The sequence below is a fragment of the Pseudomonas sp. HD6515 genome (assembly GCF_024971855.1).
Taxonomy (GTDB): Bacteria; Pseudomonadota; Gammaproteobacteria; order Pseudomonadales; family Pseudomonadaceae; genus Aquipseudomonas; species Aquipseudomonas alloputida.
This window is the reverse complement of sequence record NZ_CP079827.1, coordinates 3,861,141-3,878,335: the sequence shown is the minus strand read 5'-3', so window position 1 is coordinate 3,878,335 and position 17,195 is coordinate 3,861,141. Positions and strand designations below refer to the sequence as shown.

At 60.6% G+C, this 17,195-nt stretch carries 22 protein-coding genes, 1 tRNA gene and 1 pseudogene; 23 read left to right on the top strand and 1 reads right to left on the bottom strand.

The window, feature by feature from the left end:
- The first annotated feature begins 372 nt into the window (after positions 1–372).
- From KW568_RS17895 to KW568_RS17800, 21 genes and pseudogenes are all read left to right on the top strand, one after another.
- Positions 373–449: transfer RNA gene (locus tag KW568_RS17895), tRNA-Gly, on the top strand.
- Positions 450–542: 93 nt separating this feature from the next.
- Positions 543–875, top strand: a complete 333-nt coding sequence (locus KW568_RS17890; RefSeq protein WP_054830717.1) for a phage holin, lambda family — start codon at positions 543–545, stop codon at positions 873–875.
- A gap of 57 nt (positions 876–932) precedes the next feature.
- Positions 933–1,163 carry a hypothetical protein gene (locus KW568_RS17885; RefSeq protein WP_259536563.1) on the top strand — a complete coding sequence of 77 codons (231 nt, stop codon included), beginning with the start codon at positions 933–935 and terminating at the stop codon, positions 1,161–1,163.
- 46 nt (positions 1,164–1,209) lie between these two features.
- Complete coding sequence (locus KW568_RS17880) at positions 1,210–1,449, top strand: hypothetical protein (RefSeq protein WP_096010278.1); 240 nt, start codon at positions 1,210–1,212, stop codon at positions 1,447–1,449.
- Positions 1,446–1,880: a proteasome subunit beta gene (locus KW568_RS17875; RefSeq protein ID WP_259536562.1), complete on the top strand. Its 435-nt coding sequence runs from the start codon at positions 1,446–1,448 to the stop codon at positions 1,878–1,880. Before KW568_RS17880 ends, KW568_RS17875 begins: the two co-directional genes overlap by 4 nt.
- 9 nt (positions 1,881–1,889) lie before the next feature.
- Positions 1,890–2,489, top strand: coding sequence for a hypothetical protein (locus tag KW568_RS17870; RefSeq protein ID WP_259536561.1), 600 nt, complete (start codon positions 1,890–1,892; stop codon positions 2,487–2,489).
- 2 nt (positions 2,490–2,491) lie between these two features.
- Complete coding sequence (locus KW568_RS17865) at positions 2,492–3,979, top strand: terminase (RefSeq protein ID WP_259536560.1); 1,488 nt, start codon at positions 2,492–2,494, stop codon at positions 3,977–3,979.
- Positions 3,980–3,987: 8 nt separating this feature from the next.
- Complete coding sequence (locus tag KW568_RS17860) at positions 3,988–5,406, top strand: DUF4055 domain-containing protein (RefSeq protein WP_259536559.1); 1,419 nt, start codon at positions 3,988–3,990, stop codon at positions 5,404–5,406.
- Positions 5,407–6,450 carry a phage minor head protein gene (locus tag KW568_RS17855; RefSeq protein ID WP_259536558.1) on the top strand — a complete coding sequence of 348 codons (1,044 nt, stop codon included), beginning with the start codon at positions 5,407–5,409 and terminating at the stop codon, positions 6,448–6,450.
- A 53-nt stretch (positions 6,451–6,503) separates the two neighbouring features.
- A complete protein-coding gene (locus KW568_RS17850; RefSeq protein ID WP_259536557.1) occupies positions 6,504–6,683 on the top strand; it encodes a hypothetical protein in 180 nt (59 codons plus the stop codon).
- 116 nt (positions 6,684–6,799) lie between these two features.
- Positions 6,800–7,519: a hypothetical protein gene (locus tag KW568_RS17845; protein WP_259536556.1), complete on the top strand. Its 720-nt coding sequence runs from the start codon at positions 6,800–6,802 to the stop codon at positions 7,517–7,519.
- Positions 7,520–7,529: 10 nt separating this feature from the next.
- A complete protein-coding gene (locus KW568_RS17840) occupies positions 7,530–8,477 on the top strand; it encodes a major capsid protein (protein ID WP_098090765.1) in 948 nt (315 codons plus the stop codon).
- A gap of 49 nt (positions 8,478–8,526) precedes the next feature.
- Positions 8,527–9,132 (top strand): hypothetical protein, encoded by a 606-nt coding sequence (locus tag KW568_RS17835; protein ID WP_098090762.1) that lies wholly within the window; start codon positions 8,527–8,529, stop codon positions 9,130–9,132.
- Between the two features lie 39 nt (positions 9,133–9,171).
- A pseudogene (locus KW568_RS30975) lies at positions 9,172–9,561 on the top strand (hypothetical protein); the annotation flags it as partial.
- 16 nt (positions 9,562–9,577) lie between these two features.
- Positions 9,578–9,832 (top strand): Ig-like domain-containing protein, encoded by a 255-nt coding sequence (locus tag KW568_RS17830; protein ID WP_259536555.1) that lies wholly within the window; start codon positions 9,578–9,580, stop codon positions 9,830–9,832.
- A 308-nt stretch (positions 9,833–10,140) separates the two neighbouring features.
- Entirely contained in the window at positions 10,141–10,350 is a 210-nt protein-coding gene (locus KW568_RS17825) for a hypothetical protein (protein WP_082423981.1), read from the top strand.
- A 14-nt stretch (positions 10,351–10,364) separates the two neighbouring features.
- The gene (locus KW568_RS17820; RefSeq protein ID WP_060489611.1) at positions 10,365–10,688 is read left to right on the top strand and encodes a hypothetical protein; all 324 of its coding nucleotides are present in this window, start codon (positions 10,365–10,367) and stop codon (positions 10,686–10,688) included.
- A 417-nt stretch (positions 10,689–11,105) separates the two neighbouring features.
- On the top strand, positions 11,106–11,390 hold the full coding sequence (locus KW568_RS17815) for a hypothetical protein (RefSeq protein WP_054830723.1): 285 nt from the start codon (positions 11,106–11,108) through the stop codon (positions 11,388–11,390).
- Between the two features lie 55 nt (positions 11,391–11,445).
- Complete coding sequence (locus tag KW568_RS17810) at positions 11,446–11,832, top strand: hypothetical protein (RefSeq protein ID WP_054830724.1); 387 nt, start codon at positions 11,446–11,448, stop codon at positions 11,830–11,832.
- Between the two features lie 57 nt (positions 11,833–11,889).
- Complete coding sequence (locus tag KW568_RS17805; protein ID WP_259536554.1) at positions 11,890–15,684, top strand: tape measure protein; 3,795 nt, start codon at positions 11,890–11,892, stop codon at positions 15,682–15,684.
- A gap of 30 nt (positions 15,685–15,714) precedes the next feature.
- Entirely contained in the window at positions 15,715–15,906 is a 192-nt protein-coding gene (locus tag KW568_RS17800) for a hypothetical protein (protein ID WP_259536553.1), read from the top strand.
- On the opposite strand, the gene KW568_RS17795 is transcribed toward KW568_RS17800, so the two are convergent.
- Entirely contained in the window at positions 15,903–16,157 is a 255-nt protein-coding gene (locus KW568_RS17795) for a hypothetical protein (RefSeq protein ID WP_259536552.1), read from the bottom strand. The genes KW568_RS17800 and KW568_RS17795 overlap by 4 nt on opposite strands.
- A gap of 108 nt (positions 16,158–16,265) precedes the next feature.
- On the opposite strand from KW568_RS17795, the gene KW568_RS17790 reads away from it, so the two are divergent.
- Both KW568_RS17790 and KW568_RS17785 read left to right on the top strand, forming a co-directional pair.
- On the top strand, positions 16,266–16,718 hold the full coding sequence (locus tag KW568_RS17790; RefSeq protein WP_100773993.1) for a transposase: 453 nt from the start codon (positions 16,266–16,268) through the stop codon (positions 16,716–16,718).
- Positions 16,715–17,194: a DUF1833 family protein gene (locus KW568_RS17785; protein WP_100773992.1), complete on the top strand. Its 480-nt coding sequence runs from the start codon at positions 16,715–16,717 to the stop codon at positions 17,192–17,194. The genes KW568_RS17790 and KW568_RS17785 overlap by 4 nt, the downstream gene beginning before the upstream one ends.
- Position 17,195 lies beyond the last annotated feature (1 nt).

Genomic DNA, 17,195 nt, shown 5'->3' with positions numbered 1-17,195 from the left:
TTGGAATTCTTCTACAGGTTGGACTCCTGGATTTCCGGCGCGGTCGGTCAGCATGAGCCAATTGCATCAACCAAAACCCAAACCCGCCCACTGAGCCGGGTTTTTTATTGCCCGAAGAGGGCCTCAAGAGTCCCGGCCAAGCGCCGGGATTTTTGTTCCAGCAAGAAACGCAACTGCAGCCAGGGCAGGCCCTAACGGGACAGCCTGGACACTGCTAGCCGGTAGTGTGGTGTACGGAAAAACACCGGCAGCCCGCGCACCCATCCCTCACTGTGCTGTGGGTGGCGCGTGACCGGATCGGCGAGACCAGTGCAGTAGGGTGCTGGCGCCCGGATGGTCTTCGGCGGGCGGCGTGGGAAGACACGCAAATCAGCGGATGTAGCTCAATCGGTTAGAGCGCCGTCCTTCCAAGTCGGAGGCTCAGGGTTCGAGTCCCTGTATCCGCTCCATATTCGTTAAGTGCTGCTCCGCACCTTTGCCCGGTCCCTCAATAGGGCCTCACCGGGCCTTTTCTTCTTGCCGCCCCTCAGGGGATATCGAGTATGTCCAACATGCCAGACAAACCAGACACCTGGGCGATTGCTCTTGCGTGGTTGAGCCAGCATTCGCCCCTCCTGTACGCGGCAGGCCTTTCCTGCGCCATGGCTGTTCTGCGAATCACCTACGGAGGTGGTACTCGTCGCCAGATGCTGGTCGAGGGCGCGATCTGCGGCGGTCTTACCCTGACGATCATCAGCGGCCTGGAGTTCTTCGGCCTGCCGCAGAGCATGTCCACGTTCGTAGGTGGATGGGTCGGCTTCCTCGGTGTCGAGAAGGTGCGCAACATTGCCGACCGCGTCACTGACTTCAAACTGCCGGCCCGCAAGGCGGATTGATCCGCGCCACAAATTCCCCATGCGCCGATTTGTGGCGCGACAACCTGAGGGTCATCCATGGACAACCAGCACAAGAAGATCACCGGCTACCGCGACCTCACCCAGAGCGAGATCGACGGCATGAACTCGATCAAGGCCCTGGAGGCCGATGCCGGCGAGCTGTTCAAGCAGATCGGCCAGATCGAAGGTGTTGACCCGCGACTGCTGGCTTTAGCCAAGACCAACCTGCAGCAGGGATTCATGTGGTTTGTGCGCTCGATTGCTAAGCCATCTGACCCGTTCGCCTGATTCACCTCCCCCCACACTCAGCCTGTGCGCAGGCCGGAGATAACCCATGAAGACCGAATACCAGGTTCGCCCGGTTACCCGCTACATCGTGACCCGCTACGCCTCCGATGCAGATAGCGCCTCATCCACCCTGGTCGGTGAGTTCGCCAACGGCCAGCAGGCCGACCTGGTTGCTGATGCGATGGTGGCAAAGGATCAGGCTGATGGAATCGAGTCCATCCGCACCCGCCACGGGCTTAGCCTGGGTGAGGTGATCTCTGGCCAGCGACTGGAGCAGGGTGCATGACCACCATCGCCTACAAGGACGGCGTTATCGCCTACGACTCCCGCCAGACCCGCAGCGGCTCCATCGTCTCCGATGACTGCCAAAAGCTCACCGTCGTAGATGGCGTCAGCTTCTTCCTGTCCGGTGCCGTGTGCGACGAGAAGGCCCTGATTGCGGCCTACTTCGGCACGCCATCGCCGGTACCTGTTGAGTGCTCGGGCTACGTGGTTGATGGCGGCAGGCTGCAGATTGTGGGCCATGACGACAAGACCGGCGTATGGCGGCAGGACCTCGACCCGTCCAACCCTGACGCGATCGGCAGCGGCTCGGCCTATGCCCTGGCAGCGATGGACATGGGCGCAAGTGCCGAAGAGGCTGTGCGCGCCGCGATGAAGCGGGACATCTACACCGGCGGCAAGGTCCGGACGGTTCGAATAGCCCGCGACCAGTAAGGATTAAGTATGAGCACCAAGCAGCCAGACTGGGAGGCGATCGAACGAGCCTTCCGGGCCGGCGCGCTTTCCATCCGCACCATCGCAGATCGCCATGGGGTGAGTGACACCGCAATCCGGAAAAAGGCCAAAGCCTTGGGTTGGGAGCGGGACCTTTCCGAGCAGGTCCGAAAAGAGGTTCGCAATAAGCTGGTTCGCGGCGAGGTTCGCGAAGACCAATGCGCGAACCCTGAGCGTGACGCAGAGATCATCGAGGAGGCGGCAGAAGAGGGCGCGACGGTTGTTCGCAGCCACCGCCGTGACATTCGCAAGGCCACGAACCTTGCGAACCTGCTGATGGATGATCTGCTAACGACGATCAAACATCGCGAAGAGATCGAAGACGAGATCGAGCGTGACACTGCTGATGACCAGAGCGGCTTCCGCCGTAGCTCGATGCTCGCCGCTGTTGCGCTGCCTAGCAACGCCAAGACCCTTTTCCAGCTGTCCTCGGCCATGAAGAACCTGCAGGTGCTCGAGCGCACCGCATTCGGCCTGGACGACAAGGAGCAGTCGAAAGACGCCGACGAGCTGTCGCAGCTGATGGATGAACTATCGAAGGATGCCTGACCATGAAGCCCGAGCACATGAAACTGCTCCGGGATCGGTTCTGGCGACTGAACAACCTGTACTTCATCACGGACAAGCAGGGCAAGAAGGTCCGCTTCCGCATGACGCAGGAGCAGGTCGATTACTTCCAGGGGATGCACACCAGAAACATCATCCTCAAGGCCCGGCAGCTGGGCTTCACCACGCTGGTGTGCATCGTTCAGCTGGATGCCGCTCTGTTTGAGGCAGCCAAGTGCGCCCTGATCGCTCACACCCTGAACGACGCAAAGCGCTTGTTCCGGGAGAAGGTGAAGTACGCCTACGATCACCTGCCCAAGGAGATCAAGGCGGCCAACCCGGCGCGCAACGATGCGGCGGGCGAGCTGGTGTTCAGCAAAGGCGGGTCGCTGTACGTGTCTACCTCCTTCCGGGGCGGCACGCTGCGCTACCTGCACGTTTCCGAGTTCGGGAAGATCTGCGCCAAGTTCCCGCACAAGGCGCGGGAGATCGTCACCGGTGCCTTCGAGGCCGTGGCCGCTGAGTGTTTCGTCACCATCGAATCGACGGCTGAAGGCCGGGCCGGGTACTTCTTCGATTACAGCCAGTCAGCCGAGAAGCAGCAGCTGGCCGGCGTGCCCCTGGGCCTGTTGGACTGGAAGTTCTTCTTCTTCAGTTGGTGGCGCAATCCGCTCTACTGGCTGGACCCGACCGATGTTGTCATCCCAGACCGGCTGGCTAAGTACTTCGACGACCTGGCCGCCAAGCACGGCATCGTCACGAACCCAGGCCAGCGCGCCTGGTACGCCGCCAAGGAGAAGACCCTCGGCGACGACATGAAGCGGGAATACCCGTCGATCCCTGCCGAGGCATTCCAGCAGACGATTGAGGGCGCGTACTACGCCAAGCAGTTCACCAAGCTCTACGCTGCTCAGCGCATCGGCAAGCTTCCCGACAACAGCCACCTACCGGTGCACACGTTCTGGGATATCGGCGTGGGCGACTCCACGGCCATCTGGTTCGTCCGGATCGTCGGCGAGGAGTACCACATCGTCGACTTCTACCAGAACAGCGGGGAAGGCCTGCGGCACTACATGAAGGTGCTGAAGGATCGCGGCTACGAGTATGGCGAGCACTGGGGTCCCCACGACATCGACAACCGGGAATTTGGTAGCGACGGCAAGACTCGGCGCGAACTCGCACGAGAGGGCTATGAGATCGACGGCCAGCGCTATTCGCTGACCTTCCAGGTGGTGCCGAAGCTCGGCGTGGACGAAGGCATCGAGCAGGCTCGGGAAATCCTCCCGAATTGCGCCTTCGACGAAGCCAAATGCGAGGAGGGCATCACCGCCCTGGAGAGCTACCGCAAGGAATGGGACGACAAGCGCGGCTGTTGGAAAGACAAGCCGCTGCACGACTGGTCATCCCACCCGTCCGACGCCTTCCGCTACTTCGCCGTGGCCAAGACCAAGCGCTCCGTGGTCAAGCACGTACCCATCACGTTCACTTTCTGAGGCCACCCATGCCGAACTTCATTCCCCGGGCAGAGTACTCGGAGGCCTTGCCCGGCTGGCAGCTGGTCAAGCGCTGCGTGGCCGGCGCCCGAGAGGTGCGCAAGCACGATGAATACCTGCCGATGCCGGACCCGGAGAACAAGTCTCCCGAGAACCTGGCGCGGTACAAGCAGTACAAGAAGCGGGCGATGTTCCTGAACATCACCGGGCGCACGCGCACCGGCCTGCTGGGCGCCGTATTCCGCAAGACCGCCGAGCTAGAGCTACCCACCGGCGTCGATTACCTGAAAGAGAACGCCAGCGGCGACGGCACGAGCCTGGAGCAGCTTTCCAAGGATGCCGTAGGGGAGTGCCTGGATGTTGGCCGTGGCGGGTTCCTGGTGGACTTTCCGGCCGTTGAAGGCGTGTCCTCGATGGCTGACATGCAGGGCCGGCGCGCATTGATCCACCACTACGGCGCCGAGTCGATCATCGACTGGGATGAGCAGGTGATTGATGGCGTGAAGCGCCTGGTCTACGTCTGCCTGCTCGAATGCGTGTCGGCGTTCAGCCCGGACAGCCTGGAGCGCACCACCGACACCCAGTACCGGGTGTTACTGCTGGTCGAAGGTCGTTACGAGCAGCGGGTCTACAGCAAAGACGGGAACAGCTACACCGCAGTCCAGCCGCTCGACAAGAATGGCCGTCCCTTCGACCACATCCTGTTCAGCTTCTACGGCTCCCAGAACAACGACTCCAGCATCGACAAGTCGCCTCTGGAAGACCTGGCCGACGTGAACATCCTGCACTACGGCAACAGCGCCACGGTGGAGGAGAGCGGGTTCATCAGCAGCCAACCCACGCTGTTCATCACCACCGACATCAGCGCCGATGACTTCGCCAAGCTGAATCCGAACGGCATGCACATTGGCTCCACCCGAGGTTACAACCTCGGCAAGAGCGGTAACGCGACCCTCGTTCAGGCAACCGAAAGCCAGCTGGCCCGCACGCTGCTCAAGGACAAGGAGGAGCAGATGCTGATGATCGGCGCCCGCATCGTCCAGAAGGCGGGCGGAGCCGAGACAGCCGAGGCCGTGCGCATCCGCTACAGCTCGGACAACAGCGTGCTTGGCACCATCGCAGGCAACGTGTCCGAGGCCCTAAAGCGGGCCATCCTCGACGCCGAGCGATTCATGCTGGGCGAGCCTGACGAGGAAGGGACTGTCTTCTGGCTCAACCAGTCGTTCTTCGATGAGACGATGACCGCGCAGGACATCCTGGCCCAGGTCCAGCTGTGGCAGCAGGGCCTGATTGCGAAGTCGGACCTGCGCACCAACCTGCGTCAGGGTGGCGTGATTGAGGCTGACCGCACTGACGAGAAGATTGACCTGGAGCGCGAGAGCGAGGCTCCGGTGAGCGGCGGGGTCACGGGCGAGGCGGAGGAGTAAATGAGCGCTGACGGATATCTGGAGGATGAGGCCACCCGGCACGCCATCTACGTCCAGCTCTACGCGGCGCACAACGCCGAAGAGATTGCGGTATTCATTGCTCAGGCCATCGAAGTGGCCAAAAGCAGGGTGGCGGAAGGCCTGAGCGCATACGGCACCCTGCGCTACGAGCAGCAGATTCGGGTTTTGCAGAAGGACTTGGCCGGGATCTACACGGGGATGAAGGGCCAGATGGAGCTTGAGCTTCAGTCCTTCGCCGGCGTGGAAGCCAAGTACAACATCGACCTGCTTGAGCAGGTGGTGAAGCCGAGGGTTCAGCTCAACACGCCTTCTCCGCAGATCGTCACTTCGGCGGCCAAGCTTGATCCGATGGCATTGGAGGCTCGCAAGGGCGTCCAGAAGATCAGCATCAGCGGCGCGCTGGACGAGTTCGGCACCAAGAAGGCCGCCGACATCCTCAGCGAGATTAAGATCGGTTCTGCGCTGGGCGAGACCACCCCGGCAATCGCCCGGCGCCTCAACAGCCTGCACCAGGTGCAGCGTGATCAGGCGTCGGCTCTGGTCAGGACGGCCACAAACCACATCGCCAGCACCGCCCGGGTCGAAACGCTGAAGGCGAACGACGACATCCTGCTGGGTATGCGCCGTATCGCCACGCTCGACTCAAGAACGTCGCTGTACTGCATGAGCATTGACCGGACGATTATTCCGCTCGACGGGCCAAGGCCGCCATACCACTGGAACTGCCGAACCACCGTCATCCCGGTGCTCAAGCCTGAGTACGAGCGGAAGATCCCTGGCTCAACGCGGCCCTCAGTGGGGCCTGACGGCACGAAGCCTGTGGCCAGTGACACCAGCTACCCCGAATGGCTGGCGCGCCAGTCTGCTGGCTTCCAGAGGGAGGTGCTTGGGCCCTCCCGGTATGCCCTGTTCAAGAAAGGCGAATTGCCTATTGAGCGATTCACGGATGCCAGCGGCAAAACTTTGAATCTTCAGCAGCTGCGCGAGCGTGAGCCGATGGCGTTCGAGAGGGCCGGAATGTGACGCCACCAATGTTCATCCTACCGCTATCACTGCTTTGGCCTGAGAGGACCAGCATGGAAGAGAAACCCGAATCGGCACGACTTCAGCCGCTGCCGGCATTCACCGTTGACCCATTGGAGTCAGCGATTGCCAATGCCGCCTCATCGCTCGACGGCGTGGAAGGGCTGGGTCGCCTGATCCTTGAGGCGCACCTGAAAGAGTTGTGCGCACTCCAGCTCCAAAAGCTGAAGTAGGACGCGCCACAGAACGCAATACCGCCATTTCGTGGCCCGCGATTCCAAGCCCTGGCTGAGCCGGGGCTTTTTTGTATCCGCAGGCAGGGCCTGCCCAACGTCTCTGGGAGACAGCAATGACCTTGAAATTCCAACTGGACAGCCTCGAAGGCGTAGACGAATCCATCCAGGCCCTGTACGTCGAGAAGGACGGCAAGTTTGTCCTGGGTATCGATGGCCTTCCGCAGCAGGAAGATGTATCTGGCCTGAAGTCGAAGGTGCAGGAACTGCTCGACGAGAAGAAGGCGGCCGACAAGGCCCGCAAGGACGCCGAAGAGCAGGCGCGCCTGGAGCGCGAAGAAGCACTGCGCAAGTCGGGCAACGTCGAAGAACTCGAAAAGTCCTGGTCCGAGAAGTACAGCCGCCGCGAAGCTGAGCTGACCGGCACCCTCGAAAGCGAGCGCGCCACCCTGCAAGGCCAGATCCGGGATCTGACCGTGGGCCGCACCGCTACCGAGATCGCGACCACCCTGGCTGTCCCAGGCAGCGCCAAGGCATTGCTTCCCCACATCGAAAGCCGACTGAGCGTCGAGCAGCGCGACGGTAAGCCCACCGTTGTCGTGCTGGACGCCGCCGGCAAGCTCTCGGCGGCAACGCTGGACGAGCTGAAAGCAGAATTCACTAACGATCCGGCCTTCGGCCCGTTGATCGCTGGCAGCAAGGCATCTGGCGGCGGGGCCGGCGGACACCAAAAAGGCGGCGGGGCCGGCCTGAAACGATCTGAAATGTCCCCCGTGGCCAAGCGCGAATACATCCAGGCGCATGGGCAGGACGCTTTCCTCAAATTGCCAAAATAGGGAGTAGCCCATGGCGACCACCGTTAACTCGGACCTGATCATTTACAACGATCTGGCCCAGACCGCCTACCTGGAGCGTATCCAGGATGTCATCGACGTGTTCAACGCATCGTCGAATGGCGCCATCATCTTCGACAACGAACTGATCGAGGGTGACCTGCGTAAGCGCTCGTTCTACAAAATCGGCGGCGCCATGGAGCACCGCGATGTGAACTCCGCCTCGACGGTGACCGGCAAGAAGATCGGTGCTGCCGAGATGGTCGGTGTGAAGGTGCCGTTCAAGTACGGCCCGTACGAGACCACCGAAGAGGCGTTCAAGCGGCGCGCCCGCTCCCCAGAAGAGTTCTCCGAGCTGCTCGGCCAGGACTACGCTGATGCAGTGCTGGAAGGCTACGTGCAGTATGCGATGGCCGCCTTGATGGCCTCCATCGGCTCCAATGCGGACATGGTTGCTGCTGCAAGCTTCGCGACTGACGGCAAGAAGGCCCTCACCAAGGGCATGCGCAAGTTCGGCGACCGATTCGGCCGTATCGCCCTGTGGACCATGGACTCGGCGACCTACTTCGACATGGTCGACCAGGCGATCACTGAGAAGATCTACGAAGAAGCCGGCGTCGTCATCTACGGCGGCCAGCCGGGCACCATGGGCAAGCCGGTGCTGGTGGCTGACTCGATGCCGGCAGAAACCATCTTCGGCCTGCAGTCTGGCGCTGTGAAGGTGACCGAGTCCCAGGCTCCGGGCTTCCGCTCGTACAACATCGACAACCAGGAGAACTTGGCGATCGGCTTCCGCGCCGAGGGCACCTTCAACCTGGATGTCATGGGTTACAGCTGGAAGGACGCGACTGGCGGGGTGAATCCGAACCTGGCCGCGGTTGGCGCTGCTGCCAACTGGAACAAGTACGCCACCAGCAACAAGGCTACCGCTGGCGTCCTGATCGACCTGTCCGCGCCGTAACCGGCTCACTGCATAGGCGGGCCCGTAGGGCCTGCCCTGGAGACATTCGATGGAACTGATTTATACAACCCAACGGAGCGGCTTCGACCCGGGCAAGCGCTACCGCAACCCGCTGCACTTCCAGCACGCCGAAGATGGCGTCGAGGAAGTTGTCGTGATTGGCGACTGGCCGAAGGTAGTGGAGGCCTACGAGGCGGTGGGTGTCGAGGTTGCCGTGGTTGAGGCGCTGAAGCGTGTTGCTGTGGTTGTAGGCCCGGACCCTGCGGCTTTTGAGCGCCTGGTCGCCGAACTGGCCGTGGTAGGCGTGATCGTCGAGTCCTTCGCCTCGCAGAGCCTGGAGCGACCTGACGGCGAACTGGGCGAGACCGCTGGCCGCCTGTTCGAGGTGCTGGATGCGGTCAATGCTGGCATCGCCAGCCTGCAGCGTGAGCGCGACGGCGAAGTGCAGAAGGTGGTAGGCCTGGAGCACGAGAAGGCAGAGCTGCTGAAGCAGAACGCCGAAATGCTCAAGCAAATCGAATCCCTGAAGGCGGCAAACGCTGACCCCGAGGTCGAGGCGCTGAAGGCCAGGCTGGATCAAGCGGGCGTCACCTACCGAGCCAACGCTTCGAAAGAGGCGCTGCAGAAGCAGGTCGCTGATCTCGACAAGCAGTAACCCTGGGGCTGCTGCCCCTATCATTCGTGCGGAGGCCTGATGGCTACCTACATCACCGTGGCCGACGTGGATGGCATCCTCGGGGCTGGCTGGGCAGCTCCAGATCTGAAGGACGAGGCGGTGTTTGAGGCGAATGCCTACCTGATCGCGCTCAACCTGGTCGGCATCGACATGGATGACATTCCTAACGACGTGAAAGAGGCTGGCGCCCGGCTGGCCAAATGCGCGTCTCAAGGGAAGCTGTACCAGCAGCAGACCGAAGGGTCGCTTGAGGCGAAGACCGTCAAGGCTGGGTCGGTATCGACCAGCAAGACCTTCGGCTCGATCGACAAGACCAGCACTATCGCCCAGCCAGCCTGTGTGCAGCTGGCACTGGCCCTGCTGACGCCATGGCGCAGCAACCCATTCGCCTTTGCTGTGAAAAGGGGATACCCGGGTTCCGTTCGTGCCGGTAACCAGCATTGCGGTAACCCCGGCCACTGCCTCGGTTGCCGTCGGCGCGACCCGCCAGCTGACCGCATCCGCGCTGCCATCGGGTGCTGCTCAGAGCGTCACCTGGAGCAGCTCGGCGCCGTCGATCGCTACGGTCAACTCCTCCGGGCTGGTCACCGCCGTTGCCGTTGGGTCGGCAGTCATCACCGCTACCAGCGTTTCGGACCCGACCAAGACCGCCACCTCGGCCATCACGGTCACCGCATAACCCGAATCACCTTTGGCCGCTCCGGGTAAACGCCGGCCGGGGCGGCCCCTTTTATGGCGTGGCGTGAGGATGATTCATGGCTCTCAAATTGAAAAAAACTGACACCAGCAAGAGCGGTGAGGCGCGCTGGGAGAAGTTCGACGAAGACACCCAACCATCGCGGCCGACAACAAAAAGGAGCAGGAAGAGATCAAGGGAAAGCAGTCGACCGCTTCAAGTGGGAGCGAGACTGGGGTTCTTCAAGCGTAAAGAAGAGCCTGATCTACCAGAAACTGCGCATTGCGGTACCAGATGAGCCTGAGCTGGATGTGATCACCGGCAGCCTGCTGAATGCGTTCCGAAATGCGGCGCGCGGCCGGCGCTACCTGGTCGGGGCCACTGCAGTGCAGCCGCTGAGGCTTTCAGCCCGCGAGATCACCGACTGGCTTGAGGTGCACCCACTGCCGCTGCCCAGGCGGCTTGTGGACGAGGTGATATTCGCTTTGGATGAAGCAGCGCTGGCGGAAGAAGACGAATAGAAAGAGGTCATGCCATGACTGGAAACCAATCATTCACCGCTGTGCTGCCCGAGCTGCTGTCTACCCCAGGCGAATGCGAGCAGGCAGAGCTGGATAGGTTACGCGAGCTGGAAAAGGTGGCGATGCAACTCACCCATGGACTGGGCTTTGGGCGCTGGAATGTGCCGAATAAGGGTGGTGTGGCAGGAAACCTCGTGGCCGCTGTAACGGATCTGCATCTTGATGCAGAGCTTGAGGCAGAGGTTCGCCAAGCTTACGAGAAAAAACTCGTAGAGCTCGGCGTTGACGTGAAGGCTATTTCAGAAGCTGTTGTAGTCGAGCCTGGCCCGCTTCTGTGATGGTGTCGCCGCCTAGAGGTCTGATGCGATATCTACCCGACGCAAAGAGCGTTATTTTGAAGCGCACGTAAGGCGATCTCGAAAGTGCATCGCCATCCTGGTAGCTCATCTGCTTCTGGAGCTCTTCGAAATTGATCTCTTTGTTGACGTATCGGTGATAGCAGACAAGGGCTTTATCCACGATGGGGTAGTTCACTGTCACGCTGAGACTCATGCGACCTCCTGGTCGATTTTGCCCTGGTCCATGGGCTTGCCGGCAATGGACCGGGGCGGATGATAGGAGGCGAAACGCTACTACGGTGCCGGGCTGGCCGGTTACTGGGTTTCCATCCACGCTGGATGGGCGGACAGGTCTGCCGGGTTTTGGCGCTTCCTGCTGATGGTGGTAGATTGCCACCTTCAATCAAGGAGTTTCCCATGAACAAAGGAAGTATCTTCGCCGCGCTCGCCATCATGGCCATCCCCGCCGTCGCCAGCGCCGCTGCTGAATCTAGCTCCGTGTCGATGAGCTTCGAGAAATGCCAAGCAGCTCAAGCCAATACCATCGCACAGCTGAATGTCCCGCCTGGCGATATCGTGCACATCGTGAACACCAGCGCCATGACCATGACCAGGGTTTATGTGGCAGACGGCAGCGTGATCATCACCTGCAGTGCACCGGACAACAAAATGGTTATCACGAAGTCGTCGGAAGGGCGTTGATGCCTGATCGCTACGATGAATGGTAGATTACTGATATCTACAGGGAGTTTCTCGAATGCGGCTAATCATCGTCCTTCTGCTGATCATCATCTTCATTCTGGCGCCGTGGCTGATCGTTGTCGCCATAGGCGCGGCAGCCGTCTATGGCGTGTATGTTCTGGCTGCTTCGGCAGTTGCTGGCCTGCTTGTGGCTATTTTCCTGCTCAGGCGTCGGCCGTCTTCTGGGCAAAGTCCGCAGATGCGAGAAGCCATTAGGCGCGCCAACAGGCAGGCGAAGGAGAAAAGTGACCTCGCCTGGGTGAATGGCCACGTGGAGCAGACTGATGAAGGGCCGGCGCGAGAAGAAAAGGCTCCTGATACGGTAAGAGTTTGCCGTGACTGCCAAGTCGAAGTTATGCCAGGGGAGTTCAGCTGCAGTTCATGCAGAAAGAAAATAACCTGAACCCAAAAAATACTTGAAGCCCGCCATGCGCGGGTTTTTTAATGCCCGGAGAAAAGCATGGCCCTGAAATCTCGACTCGAGGTTGAAGTAGACGGTCGCACCGCAGAGCAGCAGGTAAATGCTATCCGCGTGGCACTGGATGCTCTCACCCAGGCCGGCCTGCGCACTGGCCCGGCTATGGCAAGCGTGTTCAACAGCGTTTCAGGGTCGGTCAGCAGCATCAATGCGGCAACCACCAGCATTAAGGCAGCCCAGGCAGCATTGAATGGTCTGGGTACAGCAGGCTCAAAAGCCGGGCAGTCGCTTTCTGGGGCGTCCGGGAGCTTGTCCACTACCGGAGCAAATGCCACGGCAGCAGAGGCCAGACTTGCAGCCGCCACCCGAGCCATGAATGAGCTGCAGCAGTCCTCGCTGCGGACCACGGCAGCACTGAATGGAGTTGGCGGCTCTGTTACCGTTTCTACCAGGAATGCCGCCGGGGGCGTCAACGGGCTGAACAGCAGCATGTCGTCATTGCGGTCGACGGCCGCTGACCTGGCCGGGCCGCTGCTCGCTATGTTCGGCGGCGCCACGCTGACAAAGTCTATCTACGACGCAGCGGAAGCATACTCATCGCTAACCAACCGCATGAGGTTGGTAACTGAAACTGCCAACGAGCTCAGCACTGCTCAATCAGCTGTTTTCCAGATCGCGCAGAGCGCATATCAGCCTCTGACCGCCACGGCCGAGTTGTATCAGCGAATCGCTACCAACCAAAAAGAACTCAAGCTGACTGGCGAGGGTGTGGCCGGAATCGTTGGCACCATCAGCAAAACCCTCGCAATATCTGGCGCCTCTGCCGCGTCATCCAGCGCTGCTCTGGTACAACTTGGCCAGGCATTCGCATCCGGAACGCTGCGCGGCGAAGAATTGAACAGCGTGATGGAGCAAGCGCCCGCACTGGCCCAGGCAATTGCTGCTGGCATGGGGAAGACGGCGGGCGAGTTGCGTGCGCTCGGGGCTGCCGGTCTTCTTACCGCTGAAGCTGTCGTCCAGGCGCTGCAAAAACAAGAGGCTGCGGTAGACGCTCTGTTCAACAAGACCGCAGTGACGATCGGCAACAGCCTGACCGCATTTGGAAACTCGTTCACGCAGATGATTGGCAAGCTCGATCAGGTCAGCGGTGCTAGCCAGGCTATTGCCAGCAGTATCGTAGATGTATCGAAAGTCTTTGACTCCCTGACTTCTGGATCCTCTGAGGTTGCTAAGACCGTGGAGTATGCCGGGGCTGTGATGGCTGGCGTTGGGGCTGCTGGCGCCGCGCTACTTTCAGCCAAGTTGCTTCGCCTTGCTTCGGCAAGCGCAGCAAGCAGGGTGGCGGCAATAGCGCAAGCAGAGGCAACTCTTAACGCGGCCAACCAGGATCGGATCAAGGCCCAGACTGCGACAATTCTTGCTGAGCGTGAGGCTATTGCTGCGAGGGGTACGGCCGCTCAGACCATAGCATCTATTGCGCTGGCTGAGGCCAGGATGAACGAGGCCAAGGCCACGGCTGCTGCAAGCGCGGCCCAAGCGGGGATGAGGTCGGCATATCTTGGCATTCTTTCATCCCTGGGAGGCCCGCTGGGGCTGGCAGTTTTAGTCGGAACCCTTGCTGCAAGCTACATCCTTATGAAGGACAACTCCGACGACGCCACCAAGGCTCTCGATGCCCAAGGCCTAACTGTTGACCAGCTGGTCGAGAAGTTCAACGAGCTCGGCAAGGCTCAGCAGCGCGTCAAGCTGATCGAGTGGGTCGACGAGCGTGCAGAGAAGGTTGAAGCTGCTACCGAGTCGCTCAAGAAGTACGCCGATGCTGAGAAGGTTTTGGGGCTTGACGATGGCCTTTCTGGCCAGTTCCGTGGACTGATAAAAGAGGTTGAGAACGGAAAGCGCGACCTTGACAGCGTTACCGAGTGGCTGAAGAGCACCGCCAATATCTCGCCCGACGTGGAAAGAGCCTTGTCGGTCATTGCAGCCGAATACGAGAAGAGTGCGCAGCGCGGAAAAGATCTCGCGACCGTGCTGGAGCAAGTTGACGGCGCCAATGCCAAGACCGCCAAGGGCACAGCATCACTTTCTTCAGCTCAGGCTGGAGCATCTGGCCAAACCAAGGCCCAGACGGCAGAAACAGAGAAGCTCATCGCCAAAATGCGCGAAGAGATTGCCCTGTACGGCGCCAACGAGAAGGCCATCGCTGCCTACAACGCTACGAAGCTCAAGATGACTGCGGAGCAGCGCAAGGAGGTTGAGGTTCTGGGCTCAATCCAAGACGCCCAGAAAAAATACAAGGAGGCGATTCAGGAAAACGACAAGGTACAGCAGGCGGCGCTTAAGGCTCAGCTGGTACTCCAGCAGCAGAGTAAGGAAATTCAACTTCAAGGTAGTGGCGGCAAGGCGCTGGGCACCGAAGCCAAGAAGCTGATCGAGCTCGAAACCGAGATCGCCAGCCTCAAGGAGAAGAAGACCCTCACCGCCTCGCAGAAGCAGATCCTCGCGATGGCCGAGCTGAACCTGGCGCAGCAGAAGCAGAACGTTGCGCTGGAAAAGGCGAACGAGCTGATCAAGGAGCGGCTGGAGAACGACGCCAAGCTGAGAGCCTTTACAGAGAGCCTGAAGTCCGAGACCGACCTTGCGCGCCAGGGCCTGGCGACCGAGTTAGCCGGAGCGGGTCAGAGCGACCGAGCACGCAAGCGACTCCAAGATGACCTGAAAATCCAACAGGACTATCAGCGGAAACTGGAGAAGCTGACCTACGACTACAACAAGATCAAGAACCCAACCGCTGAGGACTCTGACCTTTACAAGGGCGAGACCCAGGCCCTGCAAGCAGCCCTGGCCACGCGCATGGCTGACCAGCAGAACTACTACGCCGCGCAGGATGCAATGCGGTCGGAGTGGCTCACTGGGGTGTCGGAGTCTTGGCAGAACTACGTCGATATCGCCACCAACTACAACGAGCAGGCCCGGGCGGCTACCGAGTCGATCCTTGGCGACACAACTTCGTCGATCTCCGGCAGCATTCAGGGCATCATCAAGGGCACGGAAAGCCTGGGGGATGCCTTTGGCAACCTGGCGGGCACCATCGCCAACTCGATGCTCAGTGCCTTCGCAGACATTACAGCCCGCTTCCTGGTCATGCAGGCCCTCAAGCTTGCCGGTATCGATGCTGAGACGACCAAAACGGTTGCTGCGGAGGGAATCAAGGCTACTGCCAAGGTTGCTGCCGATGGCATCGCTGAGAAGTCCGCGCTCTCGACTATCGCGACAACTCTTGCTGCCAACGTATCTGCGGCGATTGAAACTTTGGCGTCCTGGGCGCCCGCAGCCCTGGTTGCGTCGATTGGTTCGTTCGGGGCCGCTGCAGTCGTGGGCGGAACCGCACTTGTAGCTGCCTATGCGCTGATCCGAGGCATAAGCGGCGGGTTTGCCGAGGGTGGCTACACGGGCCCTGGCGGCAAGTATGAGCCGGCCGGTGTGGTGCACAAGGGCGAAGTTGTCTGGTCCCAGGCTGATATTCGCCGCTTCGGTGGCGTTTCTGCGGTCGAGGCGCTGCGCACTGGCAACGTCACGCCGATCACCTCGGCACGCATGACCGGTGGCTCGCAGGGTCAGTCCGGCAGCTCGGCTGGATTCCAGCAAAACATCAATGTTCACAACTACTCCAGCGCACAGGTGGAGCAGCGCCGCATGCCTAACGGAGACATCGATTTCATTATCCGAGAGGCGACCGACAGGGCTGTGCAAGAGGTCGCAGGGCAGTTCGCCTCTGGCTACGGCGATGTTGTTGACTCCTATGAAGGAGCCTACGGCGCCAGGCGCTCAGGCGGTTAACCCCTTATATGAATCAAAGAGGAATTAGCGATGGAAGGCACCAGCGTGATCGAGCACGTTCCTGACGAAAGCCAGGAAGGGCAAATGGTCGAACAGATTTCGTGGTCCGAGAGACTGGAGCGCATGAAGCTAGCGCTCGACGAGAGAGACAGGCAAGCCAAGCTATTGCAGCGAAGGCTTGCCCGAATCGAGGAGGCCTTAGGACTCCCTCCTTTGGCTTAGCGCTTCACGAACCCGTTCGCGAAACGCCGAGCTGTCTCGCTGTCAGCCGGCAAGGCGTATGCGCGGTCGCATTCTTTGACTTCATCTAGCGCCGTGGCAAGCACAGCGTCCAGCGCCTCCTGACCTTGATTGGCCTTAATGTGCTGGCAGAGGCCAGTCACCAGGCAGCGAACTGATGACAGCTCGGTATTCAGCCTGGTGACCATCTCGTGCAGCTCTCTTTCAATATCCGATGGGTTTTCATAGCTCATACGATCTTCCTGTTCAGTATTGATCCAAGCCCCGCCGGCTCCTACACCTTGGGGCGCTTGGAGGATATGACGGAGTGGTCGCAAATAGCCATGACATGAGGAATGGCAATGATTCAATACCCGGCAGAATTGCCACTTCCTCTGCAGGAGGGGTATGGCCTGAGCACGGTTGACCCGATGCGGGCGACGCAGATGGTCACCGGGCGGACGCGGTACCGGGTTCGGCACCGCTACGTCCCGACCGAGGTGCGGTTCAACTTCAACTTCAGCCAGGCGGAGGCAGGCCTGTTCGAGGCCTGGTATGCCCGCACCATCAACAACGGCATGGAGTGGTTCGAGATCCAGCTGCAGACGCCGGCTGGATTCACGACCTACCAGGCTCACTTCAAGAGCATCCCGGCCGGACCCGACCTGACGCAGATCACTCGCTGGCGATACTCGGCGGTGGTCCAGCTGAAGGAGCGGCCTCTAATCCCAGAGGGTTGGGAGCAGTTCCCGCAGTACTGGCTGGGCAAAGAAATCATCGACTTGGCGATCAATAGGGAGTGGCCTGAAGCATGAGCCTGATCGAGGAGTGTTACGCCTCGGGCAGGGGCGAGCTTGTAGACACCATCGAGGCGCGGGAGGAGGGCGGAACCGTCTCCCACCTCTACTGCTCTGGCTGGGAAGACCGGGTGTGCACGACCGAGGACGGGCGGACGCTCACCTTCATCGCAATGGCCATGGACCTGGCCCTTCCCAAGAATGACAACAGCGCGTTCCAGAACCTGGTGCTCGGCCTGGACAACGTGACCGGCGAGGTGCAGGAGGTCGTGGAGGAGGCCAAGGCGGCCGACGAACGCTTCATCATCACCTTCCGCCGCTACCTGGCCGAAGACCTGTCGTTCCCGCAAGAGCGTTACCGCATGACGCTGCTCAGCCGGGAGTATGAGGACGATGTTGCCAAGCTCACCGCAGGCTTCTTTGACCTCCTCAACACCAACGGTCTGCGCACCGTCCTGACCACATCTTTGGCACCCGGCCTGAAGTACATCTGAC